At 74.4% G+C, this 25738-nt stretch carries 22 protein-coding genes and 3 pseudogenes; 18 read left to right on the top strand and 7 right to left on the bottom strand.

The features are described 5' to 3' along the window. Positions 1 to 419 precede the first annotated feature (419 nt). Together DRB96_RS27035 and DRB96_RS27030 are read left to right on the top strand one after the other, a co-directional pair. Positions 420 to 2060 (top strand): glycoside hydrolase family 20 protein, encoded by a 1641-nt coding sequence (locus DRB96_RS27035; protein ID WP_112453734.1) that lies wholly within the window; start codon positions 420 to 422, stop codon positions 2058 to 2060. Positions 2061 to 2081: 21 nt separating this feature from the next. Continuing rightward, positions 2082 to 2336: pseudogene (locus DRB96_RS27030) on the top strand (GNAT family N-acetyltransferase); the annotation flags it as partial. Positions 2337 to 2357: 21 nt separating this feature from the next. Here DRB96_RS27030 and DRB96_RS27025 read toward each other — a convergent pair. After that, on the bottom strand, positions 2358 to 3194 hold the full coding sequence (locus DRB96_RS27025; RefSeq protein ID WP_112450803.1) for an endonuclease: 837 nt from the start codon (positions 3192 to 3194) through the stop codon (positions 2358 to 2360). A 238-nt stretch (positions 3195 to 3432) separates the two neighbouring features. Here DRB96_RS27025 and DRB96_RS27020 point away from each other — a divergent pair, with 238 nt between their 5' ends. Beyond that, complete coding sequence (locus DRB96_RS27020) at positions 3433 to 3999, top strand: DJ-1/PfpI family protein (protein WP_112450802.1); 567 nt, start codon at positions 3433 to 3435, stop codon at positions 3997 to 3999. Positions 4000 to 4213: 214 nt separating this feature from the next. Here the strand turns inward: DRB96_RS27020 and DRB96_RS27015 are convergent, their stop codons facing one another. After that, the gene (locus DRB96_RS27015; protein WP_112450801.1) at positions 4214 to 5026 is read right to left on the bottom strand and encodes a glutamate ABC transporter substrate-binding protein; all 813 of its coding nucleotides are present in this window, start codon (positions 5024 to 5026) and stop codon (positions 4214 to 4216) included. A 178-nt stretch (positions 5027 to 5204) separates the two neighbouring features. On the opposite strand from DRB96_RS27015, the gene DRB96_RS27010 reads away from it, so the two are divergent. Next, positions 5205 to 6314 carry a hypothetical protein gene (locus DRB96_RS27010; protein ID WP_112450800.1) on the top strand — a complete coding sequence of 370 codons (1110 nt, stop codon included), beginning with the start codon at positions 5205 to 5207 and terminating at the stop codon, positions 6312 to 6314. 99 nt (positions 6315 to 6413) lie between these two features. Further along, positions 6414 to 6950 carry a TerD family protein gene (locus tag DRB96_RS27005; protein ID WP_112450799.1) on the top strand — a complete coding sequence of 179 codons (537 nt, stop codon included), beginning with the start codon at positions 6414 to 6416 and terminating at the stop codon, positions 6948 to 6950. A gap of 232 nt (positions 6951 to 7182) precedes the next feature. Here the strand turns inward: DRB96_RS27005 and DRB96_RS27000 are convergent, their stop codons facing one another. Beyond that, positions 7183 to 7824 carry a TetR/AcrR family transcriptional regulator gene (locus tag DRB96_RS27000; protein WP_112450798.1) on the bottom strand — a complete coding sequence of 214 codons (642 nt, stop codon included), beginning with the start codon at positions 7822 to 7824 and terminating at the stop codon, positions 7183 to 7185. 236 nt (positions 7825 to 8060) lie between these two features. On the opposite strand from DRB96_RS27000, the gene DRB96_RS26995 reads away from it, so the two are divergent. From DRB96_RS26995 to DRB96_RS26955, 8 genes and pseudogenes are all read left to right on the top strand, one after another. Next, positions 8061 to 8945 carry a phosphatase PAP2 family protein gene (locus DRB96_RS26995; protein ID WP_112450797.1) on the top strand — a complete coding sequence of 295 codons (885 nt, stop codon included), beginning with the start codon at positions 8061 to 8063 and terminating at the stop codon, positions 8943 to 8945. After that, on the top strand, positions 8942 to 9910 hold the full coding sequence (locus DRB96_RS26990) for a hypothetical protein (RefSeq protein ID WP_204357825.1): 969 nt from the start codon (positions 8942 to 8944) through the stop codon (positions 9908 to 9910). Before DRB96_RS26995 ends, DRB96_RS26990 begins: the two co-directional genes overlap by 4 nt. Before the next feature lie 5 nt (positions 9911 to 9915). Beyond that, on the top strand, positions 9916 to 10206 hold the full coding sequence (locus DRB96_RS26985) for a hypothetical protein (RefSeq protein WP_239516424.1): 291 nt from the start codon (positions 9916 to 9918) through the stop codon (positions 10204 to 10206). A 165-nt stretch (positions 10207 to 10371) separates the two neighbouring features. Continuing rightward, positions 10372 to 10638 carry a GlsB/YeaQ/YmgE family stress response membrane protein gene (locus DRB96_RS26980; RefSeq protein WP_112450795.1) on the top strand — a complete coding sequence of 89 codons (267 nt, stop codon included), beginning with the start codon at positions 10372 to 10374 and terminating at the stop codon, positions 10636 to 10638. 81 nt (positions 10639 to 10719) lie between these two features. Beyond that, complete coding sequence (locus tag DRB96_RS26975; RefSeq protein ID WP_112450794.1) at positions 10720 to 12405, top strand: serine/threonine-protein kinase; 1686 nt, start codon at positions 10720 to 10722, stop codon at positions 12403 to 12405. Positions 12406 to 12498: 93 nt separating this feature from the next. Beyond that, positions 12499 to 13422 (top strand): squalene/phytoene synthase family protein, encoded by a 924-nt coding sequence (locus DRB96_RS26970; RefSeq protein WP_112450793.1) that lies wholly within the window; start codon positions 12499 to 12501, stop codon positions 13420 to 13422. 565 nt (positions 13423 to 13987) lie between these two features. Beyond that, positions 13988 to 15022 (top strand): annotated as a pseudogene (locus DRB96_RS26960) (histidine kinase); the annotation flags it as partial. Next, positions 15019 to 15621: pseudogene (locus DRB96_RS26955) on the top strand (response regulator transcription factor); the annotation flags it as partial. The pseudogenes DRB96_RS26960 and DRB96_RS26955, both read left to right, overlap by 4 nt. 55 nt (positions 15622 to 15676) lie before the next feature. On the opposite strand, the gene DRB96_RS26950 reads toward DRB96_RS26955, so the two are convergent. Together DRB96_RS26950 and DRB96_RS26945 are read right to left on the bottom strand one after the other, a co-directional pair. Beyond that, positions 15677 to 16426 (bottom strand): LysM peptidoglycan-binding domain-containing protein, encoded by a 750-nt coding sequence (locus DRB96_RS26950; protein ID WP_112450792.1) that lies wholly within the window; start codon positions 16424 to 16426, stop codon positions 15677 to 15679. A 758-nt stretch (positions 16427 to 17184) separates the two neighbouring features. Then, positions 17185 to 18702: a hypothetical protein gene (locus DRB96_RS26945; protein WP_112450791.1), complete on the bottom strand. Its 1518-nt coding sequence runs from the start codon at positions 18700 to 18702 to the stop codon at positions 17185 to 17187. A gap of 113 nt (positions 18703 to 18815) precedes the next feature. Here DRB96_RS26945 and DRB96_RS26940 point away from each other — a divergent pair, with 113 nt between their 5' ends. From DRB96_RS26940 to DRB96_RS26930, 3 genes are read left to right on the top strand one after another with little or no spacing between them, the layout of a single operon-like run. Next, positions 18816 to 19643 (top strand): 5-oxoprolinase subunit PxpA, encoded by an 828-nt coding sequence (locus DRB96_RS26940; protein WP_204358073.1) that lies wholly within the window; start codon positions 18816 to 18818, stop codon positions 19641 to 19643. A gap of 8 nt (positions 19644 to 19651) precedes the next feature. Continuing rightward, the gene (locus DRB96_RS26935) at positions 19652 to 20275 is read left to right on the top strand and encodes an allophanate hydrolase subunit 1 (protein WP_112453732.1); all 624 of its coding nucleotides are present in this window, start codon (positions 19652 to 19654) and stop codon (positions 20273 to 20275) included. Further along, on the top strand, positions 20272 to 21141 hold the full coding sequence (locus DRB96_RS26930) for a biotin-dependent carboxyltransferase family protein (RefSeq protein WP_112450790.1): 870 nt from the start codon (positions 20272 to 20274) through the stop codon (positions 21139 to 21141). Before DRB96_RS26935 ends, DRB96_RS26930 begins: the two co-directional genes overlap by 4 nt. A gap of 214 nt (positions 21142 to 21355) precedes the next feature. On the opposite strand, the gene DRB96_RS26925 is transcribed toward DRB96_RS26930, so the two are convergent. Both DRB96_RS26925 and DRB96_RS26920 read right to left on the bottom strand, forming a co-directional pair. After that, a complete protein-coding gene (locus DRB96_RS26925; protein ID WP_112450789.1) occupies positions 21356 to 22762 on the bottom strand; it encodes a HEAT repeat domain-containing protein in 1407 nt (468 codons plus the stop codon). A 343-nt stretch (positions 22763 to 23105) separates the two neighbouring features. After that, positions 23106 to 23528: an ankyrin repeat domain-containing protein gene (locus tag DRB96_RS26920; protein WP_112450788.1), complete on the bottom strand. Its 423-nt coding sequence runs from the start codon at positions 23526 to 23528 to the stop codon at positions 23106 to 23108. A gap of 283 nt (positions 23529 to 23811) precedes the next feature. Here DRB96_RS26920 and DRB96_RS26915 point away from each other — a divergent pair, with 283 nt between their 5' ends. Both DRB96_RS26915 and DRB96_RS26910 read left to right on the top strand, forming a co-directional pair. Beyond that, a complete protein-coding gene (locus DRB96_RS26915; protein ID WP_007262923.1) occupies positions 23812 to 24006 on the top strand; it encodes a hypothetical protein in 195 nt (64 codons plus the stop codon). Positions 24007 to 24057: 51 nt separating this feature from the next. Continuing rightward, the gene (locus tag DRB96_RS26910) at positions 24058 to 25704 is read left to right on the top strand and encodes a hypothetical protein (protein WP_112450787.1); all 1647 of its coding nucleotides are present in this window, start codon (positions 24058 to 24060) and stop codon (positions 25702 to 25704) included. The last annotated feature ends 34 nt before the right edge of the window (positions 25705 to 25738 follow it).

The following is a 25738-nucleotide window of genomic DNA, read 5'->3' as shown; positions in this document are numbered from 1 at the left end:
GGCACGGGCGGTGGTCGTTCTCCAGCCGGCAGGCCACCTTGCGCCGTCTCGACAAGGCGTTCGCCGCGTTCTTCCGCCGGGTCAAGTCCGGCGATACTCCGGGATACCCGCGCTTCCGTGGGGTGAACTGGTTCGACACCGTCGACTTCCCGAAGGACGGCGACGGTTGCCGGTGGGACTCCCTCCCGGGCCATGCGGCCCGCGTCCGTTTCCAGGGCGTCGGGCACGTCAGGGTCCACCGGCACCGGTCGGTGGTCGGCAAGGTCAAGACCGTGTCGGTCAAGCGCGAGGGCAAGCGCTGGTACGTGGTGCTGACCGCCGTGCAGCCCCGGCCCGAGCCGCTGCCCGCGACGGGCTCCCCCCCGGGTCGCGCACCCGTGTCCCCCGTGCCAGGTTGGTACGGGGGAGACAGGTGCATGATGCGGAAGACGAAGAGGCACGGGCGCAGCCACGTCATCGCGACGGCCACGGTCGCCGCGCTGGTCGCCCTTGCCGTGCCCGCGTGCACGGACGGCGCGGCCGCCCCGCCCGGCGCCCGGGCCCCGACGAGCCCGGCGGCGCCGGCCTCCCCGGCGGAACCCGCGGGTCCGGCCGAACCGGCGGCTCCCGCACCCTCGCCGACGCCCTCGTACCCGCTGTCGACCGCCCCGCGCACCGTTCCGGCCGTACGGGAACACGAGCCGGCCCGCGGTCCCGGCTGGCGGCCCACCCCCGGCGCGCGGGTCGTCGTACCGCCGGCCGACGCCGCGGCCCTGACCGACGAGGGCAAACTGCTGGCCGGTGAACTGCGCATGGGATTCGCCGAATCGGCCGACCCCGGTCCCGGAGACGTGCAACTGGCCCTCGGCGGGGCGAAGTCCGGTGCCCCGGAGTCGTACGCGCTCACCGTGCGCGACGGCCGGGTCCGGATAAGCGGCCCGGACGAGGCGGGCGTGTTCTACGGCACCCGCACCCTCAAGCAGGAGGTGGCGGGCGGCGGTTCGGCCCCGGAGGGCACCGTCCGCGACGCCCCGGCGAAGCCGCAGCGCGGCCTGAACCTGGACATCGCCCGCAAGCACTTCACGCCCGACTGGATCGAGGCCCGGCTGCGCGAGATGGCCGACCTGAAGCTGAACCAGCTGGGCCTGCACTTCTCCGACGACCAGGCCTTCCGGATCGAGTCCGACACCCACCCCGAGATCGTCTCGGACCCGCACCTCACCAAGGCGCAGGTGCGCCGGATCACCGCACTCGCCGCGAGCCTGCACATCGAGGTCGTCCCCGAGATCGACTCGCCCGGCCACCTCGGCGCGGTCCTGCGCGCCTACCCGGGGCTGCAGCTGACCGACGTGCAGGGCCGGCCGGTCAAGGGCGCGGTCGACATCGCGAAACCGGCGGCGGCGAAGCTCGTGGACGAACTCCTGCGGGAATACCTGCCGTTGTTCCCCGGTGCGATCTGGAACCTGGGCGCCGACGAGTACCAGGCGCTGGTCTACCGCGATCCGCAGGCCTCCTTCCCGCAGCTCGCGGCCGCCGCCCGGCAGCGCTACGGGCCCGCGGGCAAGGTCCAGGACCTGGCGACGGGATGGCTCAACGACCGTGCGGACGTGGTCCGTTCGGCGGACCGGAAACCGGCGGCGTGGAACGACGGCTTCTTCACCGGCGGAGCGGTCCAGCCGGCCAAGGACATCCAGGTGGAGTACTGGACGGGCAAGGAGGGCGGTGCCCGGCCGCCGCTGGAGTACCTGCGCGAGGGCCGCCAGGTGGTCAACCTGAACGACGAGTACCTCTACTACGTGCTGGGGGAGCCCAACCAGTTCACCTATCCCACCGGCCGCCGGATCTACGAGCAGTGGACCCCGCTGGTGCTGCGCGGCACCGCGGCCGTCCCCGCGACGTACGCCGGCCAGATCCTCGGCGCCCGCCTCGCGGTCTGGTGCGACCTGGCCGGGGCCCAGACCCAGGCCCAGGTCGCGGCGGGCATCCGCCTCCCGCTGGCGGCCCTGTCCCAGAAGGTCTGGGACTCCCGGACCCCGGCCCTCGACTGGCCGGCCTTCAAGGCCCTCGCCGACCGCTTGTAGCCCTCGCGCGGCGCACCGGGCGGCGCCCAGGTGGCGTACGCACGGATCGTCACCGACCGGACCGCTTTCGCCTGGCTCTGCGACGTGTACGTGGACCCGGGCACACGGGGCGAGGGGCTGGGCACGGCCCTGGCGGGAGCGGTGCGCGACCACCTCGCCCCGTACGGGCTGCGGCGGATCCTGCTGGCGACCGGGGACGCCCACGGCGTCCACGCCAAGGCCGGCTTCGCGCCCCTCGCGGAACCGGAGCACTGGATGGTCCTCGGCGAGCAGTAGGGCGGCCGCCCGGGCGCGTGCCTACCAGATGGAGTTGACCCACTCCGGGTGGTCGACGAACGGGTTCCGGTTGTGCTGGTAGGTGTCGTATATGACCTGGTTGCGGCGCTGCTCGAAGGCGTCCGGGGGGTCCTGCAGGTTCCACTGCTTCAGGACGCTGATCCGGCCGATGGCGGGCGCGCTGCCGTTGTTGACCTTGTCGTTGACCTCGAGGTTCGCGAAGCCGTCGCCGCCGTCGTAGCGCACGGCCATGTAGAGCAGCATGCGCGCGACGTCGCCCTTGACCGCGTTCCGCGGTTCGAAGGAATCGGAGTCGGTGAAGCTGCCCGGGGCCTCGGAGACCGGGCTGCCGCCCTTGTCGAAGTCCTTGTTCCCGCGGGTGCTGTTGACGGTCACGTCCTCGGGCCTGAGGTGGTGCAGGTCGGTGCCCGGCCCGGTGGCGGTCCCGAAGTCCCCGTGGCTCTTGGCCCAGACGTGCTCGCGGTTCCAGTCGTTGACGCCGCCGCCGTTGGTGGACTTGGACTGGGAGCGGCCCGAGTAGACCAGGATGACGTTGTTGGGGTTCGCCGGGTCCTGGTCCGTGACCTTCAGGGCGTTCCACACGCCGTCGTACGTCACCTTGGACTGGGTCTTGATGATGGTGTGCAGGGCCGTCTTGAGCGCGGCGCCGGTCTTGCCCTCGGCGGCGGCGTAGTAGGTGTCGACGGCGGACGCCGGAGCCGCCGAAACCACCGGAGCCGCCGGGGGCGCCGCGGGAGCGGCCGCGTTCCGCTGGCCGGCCGAGGCGGACACCGGGAGCAGAAGCAGGGACGCCGCCCCGAGGCCGGCTGCCCAGGGAGTAAGGCGCGAGATTCTCATCACGTGGGGGTACCTCTCCACACGCACCGCTCCCGCCCGGGGAATTGGCGGGGCATCAGGTGGCAGAGCGAGGTTCACATTGTCATGTGCCCTACAGGTGAAAAGCACGTGTCGGGAGCCAGGATTTTCTACGCGCGTCATGCTGCCGGTGATTGGCGCGAGAATCCCTTGGCACAACCCGCCGGTGCGTGCACGGTGGCGGAGGCCACACCGTGAACAGCCCTACCAGGAGCAGCCCATGGCAGTGAAGATCCTCATCGTGACCGGCGACGCGGCGGAGTCGCTCGAGGTCCTCTACCCCTACCAGCGCCTGCGCGAGGAAGGGTACGAGGTCCACATCGCGGCCCCGGCGGTGAAGAAGCTGCGGTTCGTCGTGCACGACTTCGAGGACGGCTTCGACACCTACACCGAGAAGCCCGGCTACACCTGGCCCGCCGACATCGCCTTCGCCGACGTCGACCCGGAGCAGTACGCGGCGCTCGTCGTACCGGGCGGCCGGGCACCCGAGTACCTGCGCAACGACCCCGAGGTGCGGCGGATCCTGTCCGCCTTCGCCGGCTCCGACAAGCCGATCGCCCAGATCTGCCACGGCCCCCTGATCACCGCCGCGGCGGGCGCCCTGGACGGCCGCCGGGTCACGGCCTACCCGGCCCTGGAACTGGACATGAAGGCGGCCGGCGCCGACTTCGAGGACGCCGAGGCCGTGGTCGACGGCACGCTGGTGTCGGCCCGCGCGTGGCCCGACCACTCGGCCTGGATGCGGGAGTTCCTGACCGTCCTGCGCGGGAAGGCGCCGCTGGCGTAGCCCACCGCGCCGCCCGGGGCGCGGCGGCCGGCACCCTCGCCCCGGGCGGCACCCTCGCCCGGGCGGGGCGGGACGGGACGAGGCGGGACGGGACGAGGCGGGACAGGACGGGGCGGCGCAAGCGGGCGGATCCGCCCGTCGCCTCCGGCTGACGGGCGGATTCCGGCCACCCGTCAGCCGGCGACGGGCCCGGCCTTCGTCGGTGGCGCGACCGTCAGCTGCCCGTCGTGAGGCCGGGGGCCGGCTCGTACTTGTAGTTCTCGCCGAAGTTCTTCTTCACGGCCGCCTCCCAGGAGCCGTCCGCGACCATCTTCCGGATCGCCTCGTTGACCTTGCGCTGGAGCTCGGTGTTGCCCTTCTTCATGCCGATCCCGTAGTTCTCGCTGCTCAGGCTCAGCCCGACCAGCCGGAACTTGCCCTCGTTGCCCTTGCGCGCCGTGTACCCGGCCAGGATGGAGTTGTCCGTGGTCATGGCGTCGACCAGGTTGTCGTTGAGGGCGACGAGGCACTCGGAGTAGCCGCCGAGCTCCAGGAGGCTGGCCTTGGGGGCCAGGTTCTTCCTGATGTTCTCCGCGGACGTCGAGCCGGTCACCGAGCACAGCCGCTTGTTGTTGAGGTCCTCGGCCCTGTTGATGGTGCTGTCGTTGGCGCGGACCATCAGGTCCTGGTGCGCGAGGAAGTACGGGCCGGCGAAGTCGACCTTCTCCTTGCGCTTGTCGTTGATCGAATAGCTGGCGGCGACGAACTGGACCTCGTTGTACTGGATCAGCAGCTCGCGGTCGTTGCTGTAGACCTGCTTGAAGTCGATGCGGTCCGGCTTGTAGCCGAGCTCCTTGCCGATGTAGGTCGCCACGTCCACGTCGAAACCGGTGAAGGTGCCGTCGGGCTCGCGCATGCCGACGCCCGGCTGGTCGAATTTGATGCCGATGGAGAGGTTCCCCTTGGGCCCGTCGTCGCCGCCGCACCCTGACACGGTGAGGGCGAGACCGATGACCGCGGCGACCGCGCCGGTCTTGGGAACCTTCATGCTGCACTCTTTCCTCGGGTACGCGGGAACCGCGGGGGTGGGCGGACGCGTATACGAGGAAGCTAGGAAACAGCCGGGCGCAGTGTCACGGCATCTGAGCAAATCTTGAGGGTCACGATCCGGACCGGCCGCACATCCTGCGGCGGATCCGGACCACTACGGGAGAGGAGCCGGTCGCGTGGCCGAGGGCGGGGCAAGGGTCGAGGGGAACACGCTGCTGCTGGGCGAAGGGGTGCGGGTCCGTTTCATGCGGACGCTGCGGCTGCCGGAGTCGGGTACGCACAATCTGCCTCCGGGGCTGGGAGAGTTTCCGCTGCGGCGGGTGGAGGACCATCCGGACACCGTGCCGGCGGAGTGGCTCGCCAAGGGCGGGGTGATGCTCCCGGTGTACCTGCGCGAGGCGATGTGGCTCAGCTTCGGCGGGACCAGCCGGCCCACCGCGCTCCAGGTCGGGGTCGGCAAGGTGTGCGCCGTCTCCGGCGAGCGGTGGACGGGAGCGCTCGCGCGCCGGCCGCAGAACTACGTCGTGCTGCCGCGCCAGCCGTGGCTGGACGGGATCAATTCGGGCAAGGGGACGGTGCGCCAGTTCGTCGCCGTCCCGCTCGGCCTCGGGGCCACCGTGGAGGGCCAGATCACCGGGGAGGAGACGACCGGCGGCGTACAGCTGCAGGCGTTCCCGCTCGGTGCGAAGGCGCTGGCGCGGTGGCAGGAGGAGGAGCGGGTGCGCACGGCCCGACCCCGGCCCGGCGGCGGTGCGTACGGGGCCCCACCGATGGGAGGCTTCGCGGGCGGCTACGGGGCGGCCCCCGCGATGCCGATGGCGGCGGCACCGGGCGGGCCCCCCGGCTCGGCCTCCGACCCGCGCATGCGGGCCCCGGGCGGACCCGCCCCGCAGGCGGCCCCCGCGATGGGGCTCGGCGTCGGCGGCTCCATGCGCCAGGAGGTCTACCGGGACGACCGGAAGCTGGGCGAATGGGGCGCGGAGCCGGCCGCGCGGGTCTTCGTCCACCTGGTCACCCCGCCCGCCTGGCGGCGGATCACCGGGGAGGACGCACCGCCCTCGCCGGTGGACCGGGCCGCCTACACCCAGGCCGGGCTCCCGTGGTTCGACTACTACGACGAGACGGCGGCCGACCTCGCCCCCTCCGGTGCCCTGAGCGGAGTCGTCCCGGTGGGCGAATGGCTCGGCGAGGACGGGGCGCCGTGGGCCGACCCGGCCCCCGGGCAGGTCAAGCCCCTGGGGAAGGGGCCCCGGCCGGGGAAGCCGGTGGGGGACGGGGACTGGTAGGTCCGGCGGACTGGCCGGGAACGTACGGTCGTTCGGACCGGGCGGACGGGCGCGTGACAGCATGGGAGGGCAACAGACGGTAAGCGGAGGGGGAGTTCGGTGAGCGGAGTACGCAAGGGCCTGGCCAAGGTGGAGATCGGACTGCGATGGGATCCCAGCCCGGCCGGCGGCCCCGTCCACGACCTCGACATAGTCGCCGGGGTCTACGCCGCCGCCGACCCGTACGGGCGGCCCGTCCACCTCGTGCACTTCGGGAGCAGGTCCCCCGACGGCACCATCACGCTGGACCGGGACAGCCGCACCGGGCAGGGGTTCGGCTTCGACGAGGTGATGACGTTCGAACTGAACCGGATGTCGGACGAGTCGGCCCGCGTCGTGGTGGGGGTCGTGATCCAGCGGACGGGTGACGGCCCGGCGGTGTCCTTCGGGGACGTCGCGGGGCCGCGGCTGCGGATCCGGGAGGGCTACACGGATCTCGCCGAGGAGGACTTCGCGGCCGTCGCCGGCGCGTCCGCTGCCACGGTCGCGGAGTTCACCCGCGACGCCTCGGGCGTCTGGACGCTGGACCCGGCGGTACGCGGTTTCGAGGCGGACCCGGAGGAGTTCGCCCGGGTCATGGGCGCTGCCCGGACCTGACCGCCGCCCGGGTCTGACCGCCGCCCGGGCCGACACGGCCTCGGCGCCCGGTCGGGCCGGTTCACCGCGCGGACCGGACCACCGGTCGGGCCGGTTCACCGCGCGGACCGGGCGGCGGACACTCCGCGCGGGAGTGACCACCGCCCGGTCCGGGTGGTGTGCGCTGCCACCGTCCCCACGAGGCAGCGCGGGCAGGCCGCCGTCCGGTCATCGGGGACGGCGGTCCGCCGGTTCAGGGGCTCCGGACCGCTTCCGGTCCGGGCCGTGCGGCCATGCCCAGCGCGGGCAGCAGGCACGCGTCGACGAACCGTACGAGGTACCCGGTGTCGGCGTCGCGCCCCTCCAGGACGGGCCGCATCCGCAGGACGCCCATCAGCTGCGCCGGGAGGAACTCCACGGCCGGGTGCCCGGCGGCGAGCTCGCCCCGCGCCACGGCCCGCTCCACGATCGCGTCGAACGCCGCCAGCTCCGGTTCGACCAGCGCCTCGCGCAGGGCCGCCTTCAGCTTCTCATCGCTCAGCACCGCGATCCCGAGCGCCTGCATGAGCCGGGTGTCGCGCCCCGAGGTGCAGGCCGCGATCCGAGCCGCCTCGCGCAGGTCGCCCACGAGCGTGCCGGTGTCCACCGCCGCGAGCGTTCCCCGCCGGTCCGCGCGCAGGGCGGCGGCGACGAGCTGCGGTTTGGTCTTCCACTGCCGGTAGAGCGTGGACTTTCCGCAGCTGGCCCGGGCGGCGATGCCCTCCATGGTCAGCGCCTCGTAGCCGTCCTCGCGCAACTGCTCCAGGACGGCGTCGTAGAACTCCCGCTCGCGCTCCGGCGTGATCTTGGAGCGGCGCGCTGGGGCCGGGGTGGCGACCGGCGTCGGCGACGTCATGGGGCGGCTCTCCTCGGTGGCGCTTCAGGGCCTCTGGGGGCTTCTGCGGGCTCGGTGCCGGATCCGACGGCATCCGGCCGGTCTGGCCGGCCTGGCCGGATCCCGCTCTGCTGAAAGTCTACGGGAACGCGAGCGTATCGGTACACGCTCGTATCGGTACGTCAGTGTATCGATACGCGAATGTATCGATACACTGGCGTGTCGAAGTGCCCGTGTACAGGAAGCGAGACCGGGGGATGACCTCCCACACCACACCTGCCGAGGCCGGCGCGGGGCCGCGCACGCCGGGATCGCCGCGCGGCGGGCACCGGCGCCGCCGCCTCCTGCGCGAGCTGCTGCTCGTCGCGGGCCTCTTCGCGGTGTACAAGGCCGGCCGCCTGCTCTCCACCGGCCGCACCGACGAGGCCTTCCGCAACGCGGGCCGCGTCTGGGACGCCGAGCGGGCCCTGCGCCTGCCCGGCGAAGGCCTGGTCCAGCGCCTGCTCCTGGACGGCCCCGGCGACACCCTCGTACACGCCGCGAACACCTACTACGCGGCCGTGCACTTCCCCGCCACCGTGCTCTTCCTCGGCTGGCTCTACGTACGCCGCCCCGCGCACTACCTCTGGAGCCGCCGCGTCCTGGCCGTCCTCACCGGCGCCGCGCTCGTCCTGCACCTGAGCTTCCCCCTCGCACCCCCGCGGATGCTGGCCGCCGCCCACCTCGTCGACACCGGACAGGTCTACGGCCCCACCGTCTACGGGGCCGCGCCCGCCGCCGACACCATGGCCAACCAGTTCGCCGCGATGCCCTCCCTGCACTTCGGCTGGGCGCTGATGCTGGCCCTCGGCATGATCGCCGCCACCTCCTCCCGGTGGCGCGCCCTGTGGCTGCTGCACCCGCTCCTGACCCTGCTGGTGGTCGTCGGCACCGCCAACCACTACTGGCTCGACGCCATCGTCGCGACCCTGCTGCTGGGAGCCGCGCTGCTGCTGGTCCCGCGCCCGGCCACCCGCTCGCTCGTGGCCCGGCGGAGCGTGCCGGCCCGGCGCACGGCCGCCCCGGCTCCGGCCCCGGCCGCCCCGACCCCGGCCGCCGCGGAAACCGTGGGAGCCGCGGAAACCGTGGGAGCCGTGCGGTGAACGCCACGCTCGTCGCCGTCCTGCTCTGCCTCGCCGCGGCCGTCACCTACGCGGCCGCCGCCGTCGCCCAGGAACGCCTCGCCCGCCGCGCGGTCGCCCGCAGCGCCACCGCGCTGCTCGGCAACGGCGCCTGGTGGTGGTCGGCCGGGCTGAACGCCGCCGCCGCGCTCCTGCACGCCGCCGCCCTGCGGTACGGGCCCCTCACCCTGGTCCAGCCGCTCGGGGCGCTCACCCTGGTCGCCGCCGTGCCGCTGGGCGCGCGCGGCGCCGGGCGGCGGGTCGCGGCCACCGAGTGGCGCGGCACCCTGGCCACCGTCGTCGGCCTCGGGCTGCTCCTGGTGCCCGCCTCCGGCCCGGCCCCCGAGGACGCCCTCACCCTGGCCGAGGCCCTCGCCGTCTCCGGCGCCACGGCCGCGGTGATCCTGCTGCTCACCGCGCGCAGGGACACGAGCTCGGGGCTGCGCCACGCGACGGCTTCCGGGCTGGCCTCCGCGGCCGCCTCCGCCCTGACCCAGACCGTCGCCGTCGCGGGCGGCCGCGGCGGGGCGCTGCTCAGCGTCCGGGTCGTCAGCGTGGGCCTGCTCGTCGTGGTCTTCGCGGTCGGCGGGATGCTCCTGTCCCAACGGGCCTACCGGGGCGGCCTCGGAGCCCCGCTCGCGGTGGTCAACCTCGCCAACCCGCTGGCCGCGGTCGCGATCGGCATGGTGCTGCTCGGCGAACGCCTCCACGGCGGGGCGGTCGGGGTTCTGCTGGCGGCGGCGGGCGCGGTCGCGGCGGCACGGGGCGTGCTGCTCCTCACGCGCACACCCCCGCCGACGCCGCCCCCCGCGTCTCCGGCGGCCCTCGCAAACCCGGCGGTCCTCGCGACCCCGGTGGCCCGCGCGACCCCCGCGGCGACCCCCGCGGCCGTCGCCGCGGCCGGTGTTCCCTCCCAGGCCGCGTCCATGGCCCGTGTGTCAGCATGAGCCGTATGACGGCTGACAACGGATCGCTGCTCTCGCTCTGGTCCAAGGACTCCATCCTCTCCATCGGCTCGGTGGGCTCGGTGCTCTCCGTCGGCTCGGTGGGCAGCGTGCTCTCGGTGGCCTCGATCGGATCGGCCCTGTCGGCCGGTTCGGCCGGGTCCTGGCTGAGCGCGGGCTCGGTGCTCTCCGCGCAGTCGGCGCTGTCGGTCCTGTCCTGGCGGTCCCGCGGCGGCCTTCTGGCAGCCGGCGCGGTGACCGTGGGCGCGGTCCTGCTGGCCCGGACCCGGCGGGCCTGAGACCCGGCGGGCTGAGACCCGGCGGGCTGAGACCGGCGGGCCTCAGAACCGGCGGGCCCGAGAACCGTTTCGGCACTTCGCGCGTCCTCTTCGGTGAGACGAACGACGACACACGGACACGAGGCGTGCGCACGGCGCGCGCCCACCGAAGCGGAGTGAACGGGCATGGGCATCATCAGCTGGATCATCCTTGGACTGCTCGCGGGCGGGATCGCCAAGGTCCTGCTGCCCGGCCGTGACCCCGGCGGCCTGATCGTCACCACCCTCATCGGCATCGCCGGCGCCTTCACCGGAGGCTGGCTCTCCGCGAAGTTCCTGGACCGGCCGATCCAGAACGAATTCTTCGACCTCGCGACCTGGGGCTCCGCCATCGCGGGCTCCCTGGTCCTGCTCGTCGCCTACCGCCTCCTGTTCGGCAACTCCCGGCGGTGACCCGGACCCCGTCCGGGCCTTCGCGGCCGGACCGGACACCGGCCGCACGGCGGTCACCGGCGGCGCCTACGATGACCGGCCATGGACAGCAGTGAGGCCGGCAGACAACTGATCGACGGGCGCTTCGAACTGGGGGACCCCCTGGGCAGCGGCGGGATGGGGACCGTGTGGCGGGCCCGCGACATCGCCCTGCACCGGGACGTCGCCCTCAAGGAGGTCCGGCCGCCGGATCCCGCCACCGCCGCCGCCCAGCCCGGTCTCGCCGTCCAACTGCGCGAACGGGCCGTCCGCGAGGCGCGCGCCCTCGCCCGGCTCGCGCACCCCAACGTGGTCACCATCCACCACATCGTGGAACCCGCCGACGGGGCGGAAGGCCACCCGTGGATCGTGATGGAACTGGTCAAGGGCGGCTCCCTGCACGACCGGCTGGCCGCCGGACCGATGCCGGTCGCGGACGTGCTGCGCATCGGGCTCGACGTCCTGTCCGCACTGCGGGCCGCGCACGCGGAGGGCGTGCTGCACCGGGACGTGAAACCGGCCAACGTGCTGCTGCGGACCGACGGTTCCGCGGTGCTCACCGACTTCGGGATCGCCGCGCTGCACGGGGCGACCGGGCTCACCTCGACCGGCGTGCTGATCGGCTCGCCGGAGTACATCGCCCCGGAGCGGGCGCGCGGCGAGGAGGGGCTGGCCGCCTCCGACCTGTGGTCGCTCGGCATGCTGCTGTACGTGGCTTCGGAGGGCGTGCACCCGCTGCGCCGGGCCACCAGCCTGGCGACCGTGGTCGCGGTGCTCGACGAGCCGATCCCGGCGCCCGTACGCTCCGGCCCGCTGGGGCCCGTACTGGAGCGGCTGCTCGTACGGGACCTGTCCGCGCGGCCCGACGCCGAGCAGTTGGAAGCGCTGCTCCGCAGCGCGAGCAGTGCTCTCGGAGGTGCCACCCCGGTCGTCCCGCCAATCGCTCTCGGACAGTTCGGGCCCGCGGCCCCGGCCGACCGGCCCACCCCGACCTCCACCCCCACGCCGTTCACCCCGGGTGCGGGCAACCCGTACGCGTCGACCGTGCCCGTGGCCGTCCCCGCGCCGGTGCGCCCGCGCCGCCGCCCGGCGCTGCTCGCCGGAGCGCTCGCGGTGGTCCTGGCCGCGGCGGCGATCGGCCTCGTGAAGTGGCTGCCCGACGGGGACGAGGGCAGGGAGACCGGGGCCGGCGGCGATGCCAAGTCGTCGAGCTCCGCGTCCGCGCCGGTCTCCCCGAGCCCGGCGGGCCAGGCCTCGGCCTCGGCCACCCCGAGCCCGAAGGCGAGCACGGCCAAGACCGCCGCCCCGCCCAAGGGCGGCCTGATCGACCCGGCCGGCATCCGGACCGCCGTCGAGGCGTTCAAGCAGCAGACGGGCACCACCACCTTCGCCAACATGCGGGTCTACGACGAGTACGTGATCGCCGACATCCCCACGGCGCCCGGCGCCAAGACCCTCGATACCTGGCAGTACCGGGGCGGCGCGGTCAAGGGCACCGGCGCCGCCGGCGTCGTCAGGGCCGGGGACCCGGTCATGGACATGGCCGCACTCGACTGGGACCGGCTCCCCGCCCTGATGGACCAGTCGAAGCAGGAGCTCGGCGTCGAGATCCCGAGCTCGCGCTACCTCAACGTCTCGCCCTGGCTCGGCGCCCCCGCGATCCGGCCGTACATCAACGACCCGTACGGTCAGGGCGGATACGTCCTCGCGGGCACGGACTTCAAGATCAAGAAGGTCTACAAGAGCTGACCGCCCGGCGCCGGCACCCGACCCCCCGGCACCCGGCGCGCACGCGCGCCCGTGAAGACGCACGACGACGCAGGAAGCGGAGAACCACCCACCATGCCCAGCTGGCGCACCACCCTCACGACGGCCGGGATCTCCGGCACCCGGCTCCGCGAGGACTACACGCACGCGGCCCGCCGGGTCCTGCGCCGCGAACCCGCGCCCTACCTCACCCTGCGCCTGCTGGCCGCGCCGCCCCTCGTGCCCTGGCTGGCGGCCGGGCTCGGCTTCATGAACATGGTCGACGACGTCGCCGAGACCGGCACCCCGGACCAGCGGTCCGCCGGCCTGAAGGAACTGGGCGCCGAGGTGCACCGCGCCCTGGAGACCGGCGACAGCCCCGATCCGCTGCTGCGCGCCTACGCCCACGCCGTCGACACCCGCGGCCTGCCCGCCGAGTGGGTCGTGCGCTTCCTCGCCGGCGCCGCCGACGCCGAGGCGGTCTTCGACGGGTTCGAGGACGAGGCGGACTTCCAGGCCTACCTCGACGCCTACGCCTGGCCCGGCGTGATCGTCTTCACCGGCCTCCAGTACCCGGGCGGACCCGACGCCGAACAGGCCGCCGGATGGCGGCGGTTCGTTGACGCCGCCCAGCGGGTCGACTTCCTCGCGGACCTCGCCGGAGACCTCGCGGCCGGCCGCCTCTGCATCCCGCGCGCCCGCCTCGCCGAGCACTCCGTGACCCGGTCCGACCTCGAACAGGCCCGTGACACCCCGGGCGTTCGGGAACTCCTGGCCGCCGAGGCCGGGCGCGCCCGCAGCGCCCTCGCCGCCACCGACGGGATCCTCGACCTCACCGCTCCCGGGCTGCGGGCGGTCGCCGTGACGATGACGGAGCTCATGGAGCACCAGCTCACGGCGGTGGAGCGGGCCGGCGTCGGCGCCCTGCGCAAGGACGTCGGCTACGGCCTCGTCGCACCGCTGCGCACCCTGGCCCGCGCCAGGGCGCGCCGGCCGCGGACGCCGCGCGCCCCGAAGTGACATTCGTACGGGAGGAGTCCGTACACGTGGATCTGCCGGGGGCCCCGTCCCCTCCGTAGCGTTCCGTACATGACGCATACGGGGACTCGGGCGACACGGACCAACACGGGCGCGGTGGCAGGGGAGACGCCCCCGGCGGTGAGCTTCCGGCACACCGCCAAGTCCTTCGGGCCCGTCCGCGCCGTCACCGGCCTCGACCTCGACATCCGGCGCGGCGAGACCGTCGCCCTCCTCGGCCGCAACGGCGCGGGGAAGTCCACCGCCATCGGCCTGCTGCTCGGCCTGAACGAGCCCGACACGGGCACCGTGCGCCTCTTCGGCGAGAGCCCCGACCGGGCCGTGCGCTGCGGCCGGGTCGGCGCGATGCTCCAGGAGGGCCGCGCCGTGCCGCGGCTCACCGTGCGCGAGCTCGTCGCCTTCGTCGCCCGGACCTACCCGGCGCCGATGCCCGTCGCCGAGGCCCTCCGCCTGGCGGGGCTCACGGAGCTCGCCGGCCGCCGCGCCGACCGGCTGTCCGGCGGCCAGGCCCAGCGCGTCCGCTTCGCCGTCGCCCTCGCCGGGAACCTACATCAGCGTGGTGTTCCGCGCCTTCGACCCGTGCAAGCGGGAGGCCGCGAGCACCCGCTGGAGCCTCGTCGCCATGGGCCTGGTCACCTGCGGGCTGGCCCTCGGCTACGGCGGCAGCCGGCTGACCTTCTTCCCCCTGCTGGGCCTGGCCACCGGAGCCGTGCTCCGGGGCCGCGTCCTGGGGTTGACCGTCCTCGGCCTCAGCGCACTGGGCGGGGCGATCGCCGCGCACCACGAAGGCTGGGGAGCCCTGGGGGTCGTCTACGGGACCTTCCTCTCCGGCATGGTCACCGCGGCCATCCTCGCCCTGTCGGAGACGGTGCGGGAGCTGCGCGCGACCCGGCAGGAGCTGGCGCGGGCCGCCGTGGAGCAGGAGCGGCTGCGCTTCTCGCGGGACCTGCACGACCTGCTCGGCCACACCCTGTCGGTGATCGTCGTCAAATCGGAGGCGGCCCGCCGTCTGGCGCCCCGAGACCTGGACGCGGCCCTCGCCCAGGTCGCCGACATCGAGTCCGTGGGCCGCCAGGCCCTCGTGGAGATCCGGGAGGCCGTCACCGGCTACCGCGAGGCGAGCCTGGCCGGCGAGCTCGACCGGGCCCGCGGCGCCCTCACCGCCGCCGGGATCGAGCCCGCCGTACGGCAGTCCGGGCCGCCGCTGCCGCCGCGGACGGCGGCGCTGCTGGGCTGGGTGGTGCGCGAGTGCGTCACCAACGTGATCCGGCACAGCGGCGCGGCCGGCTGCGACATCGAGGTGCGGGGCGCCGCGGAGCGGGTCCGCCTGGTGATCACGGACGACGGGGGCGGCGGCGTAGGCTCTGCTCCGCCGGACGGCGGTCCGCCGGGCAACGGCCTGACGGGCAGCGGTCTGACGGGACTTGCCGAACGGCTCGCCGCGGCCGGCGGCACCCTCGTCAGCGGCCCGGCTCCGGGCGGCCGGGGCTTCCGGGTCACCGCCGAACTCCCGTTGGACGAGGACCTCGTACAGGCGGAACACGCGGAACACACGGAACACGCGGAAGGGGACGGCCGATGATCAGGCTCCTGCTGGCCGAGGACCAGGGCATGATGCGCGGCGCCCTGGCCCTGCTGCTCGGACTGGAGGAGGACATCGAGGTCGTGGCGCAGGTCGGCGCCGGCGACGAGATCGTGCCCGCGGCCCTGGGGACCCGGCCCGACGTGGCGCTGCTCGACATCGAACTCCCCGGCCGCAGCGGGCTCGACGCGGCGGCGGACCTGCGCGACCGGTGCCCCGGCTGCAAGGTGCTGATCCTGACCACCTTCGGCCGGCCGGGCTATCTGCGGCGGGCGATGGACGCGGGGGCGGCCGGGTTCCTGGTGAAGGACGGACCGGTCGAGGAACTGGCCGCGGCGGTACGGCGGGTGCTCGCGGGGGAGACCGTGATCGACCCCGCGCTCGCGGCCGCGGCCCTGAGCGCGGGCCCGAACCCGCTGACCCCGCGCGAGATCGACGTCCTGGGCGCGGCGACCGACGGAGCCACCGTCGCGGACATCGCGGCGCGGGTCCGCCTGTCCGAGTCGACCGTACGGAACCACCTGTCCTCGGTCATCGGCAAGACCGGCACCCGCAACCGCATGGAAGCCGTCCGCGCGGCCCGCCGTCAGGGCTGGCTCTGGGGCTGGTTGGGGCCCGGGCGAAGACGCCCGGGTCCGTACGCCTGCGTCCGGATCAGTAGGCGCCGTTGACGTTGTCGATCGTGCCGTAGCGGGCGGCCGCGTAGTTGCAGGCGGCCGTGATGTTGGCGACCGGGTCGTAGGAGTCCTGCGAGGTTCCGGGCACGTGATAGGCGCGGAAGGTCGGATCGATGACCTGGAGCAGACCCTTGCTGGGGATGCCGTTCTGGGCGTTGATGTCCCAGTTGTTGATGGCCATCGGATTCCCCGAGGATTCACGCATGATGTTGCGGTGAATTCCCGCGTAGCTGCCGGGAATTCCGTGCTGCGCCATCACGTCGAGCGATTCGCGGATCCAGCCGTCCAGGTTGTTCGCGTAGCCGGTCGTGGCTTTGGCGGCGGTCGTCTTGGCCGCGGCAGGCTTGGCGGCGGCCGGGGCGGCGGCGGTGAGGTTCAGCTTCAGGCCGGGGCGGATGACCGCGGGGTCGGCGCCGACGATGTTCCGGTTGGCCTCGTAGAGCTTCTGCCAGCCGCCGCCCACGGAGTGCTCCGCCGCGATCTTGCTCAGCGTGTCACCGCTGACCACGGAGTACGTCAGCGGAGCGGCTTTCGCCGCGGCCGGTGCCGCCTTCTCCGCGGCCGGCGCGGCCTTCACCACGGCGGGGGCCTTCGCCTCGGCCGCGCCGGCCGTGGTCGCGCTGATCAGCGGGAGGGCCAGCGCCGCGCTGCCCGTGCCGGCCAGGGCCAGCTTGCGGGTGAGTGCGTGGTGCTGCTTCGGCCGGCGGTGCTTTCCCTTTGCGGGCATGGCGGAATTCCTCACGTGGGGGGTACGGAAGGGCCCTGGCGGAGGCCGGATCAGGCAGCTGACCACCGGGAATGAGGTGACCGTAGGCGAGCACGCGGGGCCGGAACAAGACACGAATTCGACCGGGAGATCAACTCTCCGCGAACCGCCCGGTGGATGACCTTGAAAAGGGATCCGGGAATTCCCTAAATTCCGGCTGGGAAAAGGGAATCGGCCTTCTCCGGGAAATGATGTTGGCCCGGTGCGCGTGACCCACATCACGGGCGGTCGGGTGGTGCCCCAATCCGGGCAAGTCGCCCTTCGCCGGGCGCGATTCGGGCGACCCGCCCGTTGACGGCGAATCGCCCATCACGGGTCAATCGGGTCCGTCCCGCCGCCCGGTGCGCCCCGTCTGCCTCGCGAGGCGGCGCCGGCGACGCGTGACAGCCGAAGCGGCCCGCCCCGGGAGGGGCGGACCGCTGGGAGGGTCGGACGGCGGCGTGGGCCGGGCGGCGGCGGGGGGGCAGTAGCTGGGTGCCGGGGGGCAGGCGCGGCTAGGGGTCCGGGCGCGGCGCGACCTGGGGGCGTCGAGTTCCCAGGCGCACGGAGATGTGGTCGGCGGGCCGCGCGTCGCCGGCGAGTCGGTGGGCGAGCCCCTGGTGTCCCTCCCCCGCCCGGACGCGCAGGAGGTGGCGGGGCGGCTCGAGGGGCTCTCGGGCCTGATCATCGCGGGCGGCTCCGCCCCGGCGCTGGTGACGGCGGCGGTGGTGCACGGCGAACTATGGCCTGGAGGCCGAAGTAGCAGGCCAGGGCCCAGGCCGTGCGGCTGCGGACGACGCGCGGGCCGGTGTCGGCGCGGACGGCCGGGCCCTTCGACCCGGCGGCCGCGGCCGCCTTCTCCTTGCGGGCCGCGGCTGGCGTCGCCCGCCCTGGCGGTAGGCCGTGCCGACCGCCGGACTCGCCGCGTGGACGGCGAGCAGGGCGACCAGGTAGGGCAGGTCGGGGTCGGAGCGGCGGGCCTGCGCCAGCAGCCCGGACAGCCGGCGGGGGGCGTCGTGCGGGAGCTCCAGGAGCTCCATCGCGGCGGCCAGCTGCTCCTCGCTGAAGCGGCTGTCGTCGGGGGTGGCGATCAGGTCCGGCTCGGGCATTTCCAGGCCCAGGTGCTCGCGCTCCACCGGCGGGGTCAGCAGGATCTCGACCAGGTCGGCGACGCGCACCGAGACCGGGGTGCGCAGGCCGGCGCCCGCCGCGAAGAAGGCGTCGGTGACCCGGGAGGCCTGGGCCACCGGGAGCGGCAGGAGCGGGGCGACGAGCTGCCCGTACAGGTCGATGCCGGAGCGCGGCGCGGGGGCCGCGAAGGCCTGGCGGTCCTGTTCGGCGCGGAAGAGCGGGCCGGCGTCCAGCAGCCGGGACTGCAGCTGCGTGTGGCGGCGGATGCAGTCCTTGACGATGTCGACCAGCTCGGCGGCGCGCCGCTTGTTGTCCGGCTCTTCCGCCTCGTCGCGCGCCTTGCGGATGTTGGTCAGGATCGCGTTCTCGTGGCGGTAGCGGTCGGCGACGTGGTCGAGGGCCTCGGCGATCATGTCGGGGACGGTCACCAGCCAGTCCACCGCCCGCACGTTGCGCCGGGTCGCGTCGAGCGTGCGGCGCAGGGTCTCGGCGTACTGGACGGTGCGGTAGCGGGCCTGTTCGGCGGCGAGCTGGGCGTCGGCGAGCCGGCCCCGGCTGATCAGGACCTCCAGCTTGACCTCGGCGGCGATCTGCGCGCTGGTGACGTCCGTGTCGAGGGCTCCGACCAGGACGTTGACGGCTTCGTCGGTCGTGCGCAGGTACACGGCGCCGCCGTGGCCCGGGACCTCCTCGATCAGCTTGAAGTCGTAGTCCCGGCGGACGTAGACCCCGTCCGGGCCGAACGTGCCGTAGATCGCCCGGAAGCCCCGGTCGACGCTGCCGACGTTGATCAGGTTCTCCAACACCCAGCGGGCCACCCGCTCGTGCTCGGCCGCGGGGCGCGCCGGCGCCTGGGCGGCGACGCGCGGCAGCAACCGGGCCACTATCTGCTCGTGGTCGGCTCCGGTGTCGAAGTCCATGTTGAGGGTGACCAGGTCGATCGCGGAGAGCGCGACCTCCGCCATCGCGTAGACGCCGTACTCGCCGGCCAGATTGGCCTTGCGTACGTCGAGGTCGTGCAGCGGGGCGGTGCAGGCGAGGGCGCGCAGCCGCCGGGCCAGGCCCTCGTCGGCGGCCGGGCCCGGCGCCGGGGACGGAAGGGTCTTCGCCGGGGCAGGGAGAGTCACGGGCAAAGACTAGGCGCTGACCCTGACAACATCCCAAACGGGATGGTTCGGCCCGATCCTCCCGGGGTGGGATTCGGGTGCGCGTCCTGTTCTACGCTCAGCGCATGGCTCCCATGATCACACCGGACACCCCTGCGGACACCACTGCGGACACCGCTCCGGACACCCCGGCGGCCACCGCCGTGATCGATCTCAACGCCGACCTGGGCGAGGGCTTCGGGCGGTGGACGCTGACCGACGACGAGGCCCTGCTGTCCGTCGTCACGAGCGCCAACGTCGCCTGCGGTTTCCACGCCGGCGACCCGTCCATCATGCGCCGCGTCTGCGAGCTGGCGGCCGCGCGCGGGGTGCGGATCGGCGCGCAGGTCTCCTACCGGGACCTGGCGGGCTTCGGGCGCCGCGCCATGGACGTGCCGGCCGGTGAGCTGGCGGACGAGGTGGCCTACCAGATCGGGGCGCTGGAGGTCTTCGCGAGGGCGGCCGGCTCCGCGGTGTCCTACGTGAAACCGCACGGCGCGCTCTACAACCGCACCGTGCACGACGCCGACCAGGCCGGCGCCGTCGTCTCCGGGGTCCTGCTGGCGGCCGGACCCGCGGGGCTCCCGGTGCTCGGCCTGCCCGGTTCGCTCCTGCTGGCCGCCGCCGGGGCCGCCGGGCTGCCGGCCGTCCCGGAGGCCTTCGCCGACCGCGCCTACACCCCGGCGGGCACCCTCGTACCGCGCGGCGAGCCGGGCGCCGTGGTCCACGACCCGGACGCGGTGGTCGCCCGCGCGGTCGAGATGGCCGCCGGGCGGACGGTGACGGCCGCCGACGGCTCGCGCATCGCGGTCGCCGCCCGCTCCCTGTGCCTGCACGGGGACACTCCCGGGGCGGCGGGGCTGGCCCTGCGGGTGCGGGAAGCCCTCGGGGCGGCCGGCGTCCGGGTGGAGGCCTTCGCGTGAGCGGTCCGGTGCGGGTCCTGCCGGTGGGGGTCGAGGCCCTGCTGCTGGAGGTGGACTCCGCCGAGGAGGCGGCCGCGCTCCACGCGGAGCTGCTGCGCCGGCGGGACGCGGGTGAGCTGGGCGGCGTACGGGACATCGTGCCCGCCGCCCGCACCGTCCTGCTGGACGGCGTACGGGAGCCGCGCGCGCTCGCCGCCCGGATCGCCCGCTGGGAGCCCGCCCCGCTCGCGGCGGCCGAGGGGCCGCCGCCGGTGACGGTCCCGGTGCGCTACGACGGGCCGGACCTGGCGGAGGTGGCCGGGCTGTGGGGCGTGCGCCCCGAGGAGGTCCCGGACATCGTCGGCGGGATCGTCTTCCGCGTCGCGTTCTGCGGGTTCGCGCCGGGCTTCGGCTATCTCACGGGCCTGCCCGAGCGGCTGCGGCTGCCCCGGCGCGCGACGCCCCGTACGGCGGTCCCGGCGGGCTCGCTGGCGCTGGCCGGCGAGTACGCGGGGGTCTACCCGCGCTCCTCCCCCGGCGGCTGGCAGCTGATCGGGTCCACCGACGCGGTGCTGTGGGACCCCTCCCGCGAGCCGGCCGCGCTCTTCGTGCCCGGGGTACGGGTGCGGTTCGCACGGGTGGTGGCGGCGTGAGGGCCCTGGAGGTCGTACGGGCGGGCGCGCTGACCACCGTCCAGGACCTGGGCCGGCCCGGCTACGCGCACCTCGGCGTCCCGCGGTCGGGGGCGCTCGACTCGGGGGCGCACGCGCTGGCGAATCGGCTGCTGGGCAACCCGCCGGGCGCGGCCGCCCTGGAGACGACCCTGGACGGGGTGGCTCTGCGCGCCCTGGGCGGGCCGCTGGTCGTGGCGGTCACCGGAGCGCCCTGCGGGGTACGGGTCTGCGGGCGCGCGGCGGCCTGGGGAGCCCCGGTCCTGCTGCGCGCCGGGGCGGAGCTGGAGGTGGGCCGGGCCCGGTCGGGAGTGCGCAGCTACGTCGCGGTGCGAGGGGGGTTCGCGGTGGAGCCGGTCCTGGGCAGCCGCTCGACGGACCTCTTGTCGGGCCTGGGCCCGCCCGTCCTGTCGGCGGGGGCGCTGCTGGCGGTGGGAGCCCCCGGCCCGGACCCGGTGGCCGGGGTGGACGCTTCGGCGGCGCCGGGCCCGCCTTCGGAGCTGGTTCTTCCGCTGCGCCTGGGGCCGAGGGCCGACTGGTTCGAACGGGAATCGGTGGCGGGGCTGCTGCTGCGCGCGCCGTACCGCGTCTCGGCGGCCTCGAACCGCATCGGCCTGCGCACGGAGGGGCCGCCGCTGGTCCGGGCCCGGTCCGGGGAGCTGCCGAGCGAGGGGATGGTGCTCGGCGCGGTCCAGGTCCCTCCGGACGGCCTGCCGGTGGTCTTCCTGGCCGACCACCCGGTCACCGGGGGCTATCCGGTCGTCGGTGTCGTGGCGCCGGGGCCGGCCCTCGACGCGGCGGCCCAGGCGGGGCCGGGGGTGCCCGTCCGGTTCGTCCGGAGCCGGTGAGCACCCGCGGGAGGGGGCCGATGAAACGTTCCGGGCGCCCGGTGCCCAGTACGGGTGAACGGGGCCGCCGGGGCCCCGCACACCGGGGAGGAAACGGGTGCGGGGCCCACCACGGGAGGCCGGGCCACCGGCGCCCCACCGCCGGCACGGCGCGCCCCCGGTCCGGGAACGGACCGGGGGCGCGCCGTGTTTCCGGGCGGGAGCCGCCCGGAGCTCAGACCGTGGACTCCGGGGCGATCCGGCTGCGCACCGCCGACTGGACGTCCTCTTCCTCCGCCGGGTCCGCCGCCAGGCGGCGCAGGCGGGGGGCGACGCGGGCGTCGGCGGTCTCCGCGTGGCGGGCGGCCACCTCGCGGGTGGTCTCCTCGCAGTCCCAGAGGCATTCCACCGCGAAGCCCGCCGCGAAGGAGGGGTCCGTGGCCGCCAGGGCCCGGGCGGCCCGGCCGCGCAGGTGGGAGGAGGACGTCTCGCGGTAGACGTGGCGCAGCACCGGGGCCGCGCAGCCGATGGCGAGCCGTCCCGCTCCGTCGACCAGGGCGAAGAGCGGCACCGAGTCGGGGCCGACGCCGCGGACCGTCTCGCGCAGGGCGCCCAGGACCAGGCCTGCGTCCTCGGCTCCGCCGCGGGCGGCCAGCAGGGTCGCCGCGGCCGTTCCCAGGGCGTCGGGGCGGTGGACCCAGCGCCGGGCCCGCTCGACGGCGCCGGGGCCGCACATGCGCTCGTAGGCGGCCACGGCCGGCTCGTCCCCGGCGGCTTCGATGAGGTCCAGTACGGCCGGGTTCTCCGGCTCGGCGAGGACCAGGTGGTGCAGTGCGGTGGCCCGGGCGGCCTCGCCGCTCGCTCCGGCGGCGGCCGCGAGGATCGCGGAGCGGTCCTCGGGGGTGGCCACGGCGGCGAGGCAGCGGGCGGCGGGCACGTGCAGCGGGGTGCCGCGGCGCAGTCCGTCGGCGGCCCAGTCGAAGACGGCCTGGACGCCCCAGCCGGGCTGGGGGCCGCGCGGGGTGAGCTGGCGCTGCCAGCGGTCGAAGGAGCCCTGCTGGCGGGCGGCGCGCAACCGCGCGGCGTATGCGGGGGCTCCGGGGGCTTCTTCCCACAGGCACCAGGGCCTGGGCTCATAGGCGTCGCGGACGGCGGCGGCCAGCCGCGCCCCGCCCTCGGTGGTGTCGGGGAAGCGGGCCAGGACGGGGTCGGCCAGGGAGCGCAGTCCCTCGTCGTCGTCGCGCAGGGCGAGCTCGTCGAGGGCCCAGGCCCAGTTGGCGCCCGTGGCGGCGTAGCGGCGCAGCAGCATGAGCGCGTCGTCACGACCGTACGAGGCCAGGTGTCCGAGGACGGACAGGGCGAGGCCGGTGCGGTGGTCGTCCTCGTCGACGAGGTCGTCGACGCCGAAGAGGTGGCTCTCGATCTCGCCCAGGGGGCCGTCGAGGTCCAGGTAGAGCCTGGCGTAGTACAGGGAGCGGTTCTCGACCTGCCAGTCCTGGCGCGGATCGCCGGCGACGCACTGGTTGAGCGCCGCGAGGGCCTCGGCCCTGGGCGCCGCGAGTGCGTGCAGCGTGCCGTCGCCGCGACCCCGCTGGAGGAGCCCGAGCAGGGTGCCGCTGGGCGCTATGACTGGTTCGAACATGGGAATGGCCTCAAATCAAGCTGGGGACGCAACCGGGAATCGGAATTCACAGGGCCGCGTAACAGCATGTGAGGACGTCCGCCGTCAGGTTCCGCTCGATGTAGACCATGGCCTTCTCACTCTCGTCGGTGCTCCGCGTCCAGGGCGGCGGTCCCCCGGCAAGGGCGGGGGTCGGACACCCGTTGTGTCCTGCCCGCTCCTGCCCGTCCGCCAAGTCCGCGAATCGAATCCGACGCCATGATGACCCAGGCGGTTTGTGCGCCGCGACCACATTTAAGGCCGCCGTGACCAACCCGTGAGGTCTGGACCGGCCAACGACCGAGCCGGGACCGCCAAAAGCGGACTACTTGGCTCCGAAAAGTTCCAGCAGATCGGCCTTGGCGAACATCCGCGCCGTGTCCACGGCGGAGGGCGTTCCGGCGTTCGGGTCGGCGCCGCCGGCGAGCAGCGCGCGGATGACGGCCTCCTCGCCCTTGAAGACCGCTCCGGCGAGCGGGGTCTGGCCGCGGTCGTTGGCGCGGTCGGCCTCGGCGCCGCGGGCCAGCAGGGCCGTGACGGCGTCGGCGTGGCCGTGGTAGGCGGCGAGCATGACGAGGGTGTCGCCGCGGTCGTTGGTGAGGTTCGCCGGAGCGCCCGCGTCGAGGTAGGCGGCGAGGGTCTCGGTGTCACCCTGACGGGCGAGGTCGAAGATCTTGGTGGCCAGCTCGATGACGTCCTCGTCGGGAACGTCCGAGCCCTGGGAGCTGTCCTCGACGTGCTCACTCATCGGTCGTACCGCCTTTCACGGGCAGGGGCAGGGTGCGCACGGCACTGCGTCCGTACGGGTGAATCGCCAGCGTAGCGCCCGGACCTGCACATGAGCGGGGCGGGCCGAGGCAATGATCACCCTGCGACGCCCTGCCCCCACCGCACCCGGCACGCCAGCCGGGCTGGGCCGGTCAAGTGAAAAACTCCTGGATTCACCCGTATGCACCTTTTGTCGCATTGATACTTCCTGTGAGCCTGGAAGAACTGATGGTGACTGTCCCCACCCACCAGGAGAACCACTCATGGTCCTGTCCATCTCAGGTGTCGTACTGCTCGGCATCATCTGCTTCCTCTTCTTCAAGAAGGACGGCATGAAGCTGACGCACGCGTTCGTGTGCGCGCTCTTCGGCTTCTTCCTCGCCGGCTCCGCCATCGCCCCCAGCATCACGGCGAGCACGGCGAGCCTCGCGAGCCTCCTCGGCGGGATCAAGCTCTAGCGCCCCCCGCCGGCACCCACCCGAAGCACCCGACAACTCCAGGAGACGCCCGTGGCCCGGCGCCCACTTCCCCGCATCCTCAGCAGCGGCACCGTGTCGCTGAACCGGGGCCGCGACCTCGCTCGCACGGCCGCCGACAGCGCCACGGACGTCCTCCATCCGCTCCTCACCATCGGACGGGGCTTGCGCATCCTGGCCTCGGCCGGGCGGCGCAAGTGGTGCGACACCCCCAAGGACAAGCGTGGTCCCGCGCTGTTCCTGGGAGCCGCCTGCGTCCTCGTGGTCGCGCTCGTCCCCTACGGCCCCCTCACCGCCCTGGTCACCCTCATGGCGGCGGCGGCCTGGCAGGGACGCGACCGCACCCCGGTGAAGACCGGGCCCAGCGATGCCGAGACCGAACGCCTCGGCTCCCTCTACGAAGCCCTCGTGCCGTACTTCAGCATCCCGGAGGATCCGAGTCCGCTCTTCGCCCACGGCGGGGACTGGGACAAGGCCTTCAGCGGCTACGAGTTCGACGAGGCGGGCCGCGTCACCCGGCTCCACATCCGCTACCCGGCCTACTTCACCGATGGCGAGGCCGCGTCGAGGGCCCGGATCGAGGCACTGCTGCACGCCAAGTCCGGGCGCGGACGGGAGTATCTCTTCGACTGGGACGAGGAGGGCAACCAGCTCGACCTGAGTGTGCTGGCGGCGCTGCCGACAGGTATCGCCGCCCAGCCCTTCGTGACCTCGCCCGGTGAGACCGTGCTCGGTTTCACCGACCCCGGCAGCGTGCAGCGCACCCTGCCCGTCCTGGAGGGCGGCGAGCCCCGCGACATGCCGCCGGTCATCTGGCGCACCGGCTCCCGCTCCACCGAGCCCCACCTGCTGGCCGTCGGCCAGCCCGGCAGCGGAACGTCCACCCTGCTGCGCTCGATCGCCCTGCAGGCCCTGCGCCACGGCGGCGACGTGCTGATCGTGGAGGGCGGCGGCAGCGGCGAGTACTCCTGCCTCTCCGGCCGCGCCGGCGTCCTCGCCGTGGAATGCGGTCCGGCCGGGGCACTGGCCACGCTGGAGTGGGCCGCGCGCGAGACGGAACGGCGGCTGATCGCCGCCCACCACGCCCGCGAGGCGGGCCGGCCGGCCCCCGAGGACACCCGGCGCCCGCTGTGGATCCTGCTCGACCGGCCCAGCGTGCTGGCCCACCTGGCCACCGCCGAGGGCGGCCCCGATCCGCTCGCCCAGCTCCAGGTGCCGCTGCGGCACGGACGCGCCGCCCACACCACCGTGGTGGTGGCCGAACAGTTCGACCACCTCGAGCTGCTGCACGACTCCGTCTGGCAGCACACCAGGGCCAGGGTGGTGCTCGGATCCGCCGCGATCCAGCAGATCGCCGACGTGCTGGGGCTGCCGCCGCACACCACGCCGACGGCCCAGCTGCCGCCGGGGCGCGGCTACGCCCGGCTCGGCACCGGTCCCGTGCACCGGCTGCAGGTGCCCGCCACACCGGACCCGTACGACGACGCCGCCCATCCGGCGCACCGGCAGGCGGTGGTGGAGCTGCTGCCCGAGCGGCAGCCGGCGCCCGCGCCCGCCCCGGACCGCGTCACGCCGGCCAAGCCGCTGCACATCGTCCAGCCGCCGGCCCAGGCCCAGGGCCCCTCGGGCGGCGCCCACGACGCCTCGGACGTCCCCGAGGTACCGGCGGACGCCCCGTAGGGCACGGCGCCCCGGCCACGGCACTGGGCGTACG

It is taken from the genome of Streptomyces sp. ICC1 (genome assembly GCF_003287935.1).
Taxonomy (GTDB): Bacteria; Actinomycetota; Actinomycetes; order Streptomycetales; family Streptomycetaceae; genus Streptomyces; species Streptomyces tritrimontium.
The sequence above is the reverse complement of the archived record's forward strand: the minus strand, read 5'-3'. Positions and strand labels throughout refer to the sequence as shown.

Excerpts from the sequence above, each read along its gene's own strand:
- DRB96_RS26915 (WP_007262923.1), top strand. The coding sequence starts at position 23,812 with ATGGTCCTGTCCATCTCAGGTGTCGTACTGCTCGGCATCATCTGCTTC.
- DRB96_RS26980 (WP_112450795.1), top strand. The coding sequence starts at position 10,372 with ATGGGCATCATCAGCTGGATCATCCTTGGACTGCTCGCGGGCGGGATC.
- DRB96_RS26985 (WP_239516424.1), top strand. The coding sequence starts at position 9,916 with ATGACGGCTGACAACGGATCGCTGCTCTCGCTCTGGTCCAAGGACTCC.
- DRB96_RS27015 (WP_112450801.1), bottom strand. The coding sequence starts at position 5,026 with ATGAAGGTTCCCAAGACCGGCGCGGTCGCCGCGGTCATCGGTCTCGCC.
- DRB96_RS26920 (WP_112450788.1), bottom strand. The coding sequence starts at position 23,528 with ATGAGTGAGCACGTCGAGGACAGCTCCCAGGGCTCGGACGTTCCCGAC.
- DRB96_RS27035 (WP_112453734.1), top strand. The coding sequence starts at position 420 with ATGCGGAAGACGAAGAGGCACGGGCGCAGCCACGTCATCGCGACGGCC.
- DRB96_RS26970 (WP_112450793.1), top strand. The coding sequence starts at position 12,499 with ATGCCCAGCTGGCGCACCACCCTCACGACGGCCGGGATCTCCGGCACC.
- DRB96_RS26975 (WP_112450794.1), top strand. The coding sequence starts at position 10,720 with ATGGACAGCAGTGAGGCCGGCAGACAACTGATCGACGGGCGCTTCGAA.
- DRB96_RS27020 (WP_112450802.1), top strand. The coding sequence starts at position 3,433 with ATGGCAGTGAAGATCCTCATCGTGACCGGCGACGCGGCGGAGTCGCTC.
- DRB96_RS26940 (WP_204358073.1), top strand. The coding sequence starts at position 18,816 with ATGATCACACCGGACACCCCTGCGGACACCACTGCGGACACCGCTCCG.
- DRB96_RS27025 (WP_112450803.1), bottom strand. The coding sequence starts at position 3,194 with ATGAGAATCTCGCGCCTTACTCCCTGGGCAGCCGGCCTCGGGGCGGCG.
- DRB96_RS27000 (WP_112450798.1), bottom strand. The coding sequence starts at position 7,824 with ATGACGTCGCCGACGCCGGTCGCCACCCCGGCCCCAGCGCGCCGCTCC.
- DRB96_RS26995 (WP_112450797.1), top strand. The coding sequence starts at position 8,061 with ATGACCTCCCACACCACACCTGCCGAGGCCGGCGCGGGGCCGCGCACG.
- DRB96_RS26925 (WP_112450789.1), bottom strand. The coding sequence starts at position 22,762 with ATGTTCGAACCAGTCATAGCGCCCAGCGGCACCCTGCTCGGGCTCCTC.
- DRB96_RS26950 (WP_112450792.1), bottom strand. The coding sequence starts at position 16,426 with ATGCCCGCAAAGGGAAAGCACCGCCGGCCGAAGCAGCACCACGCACTC.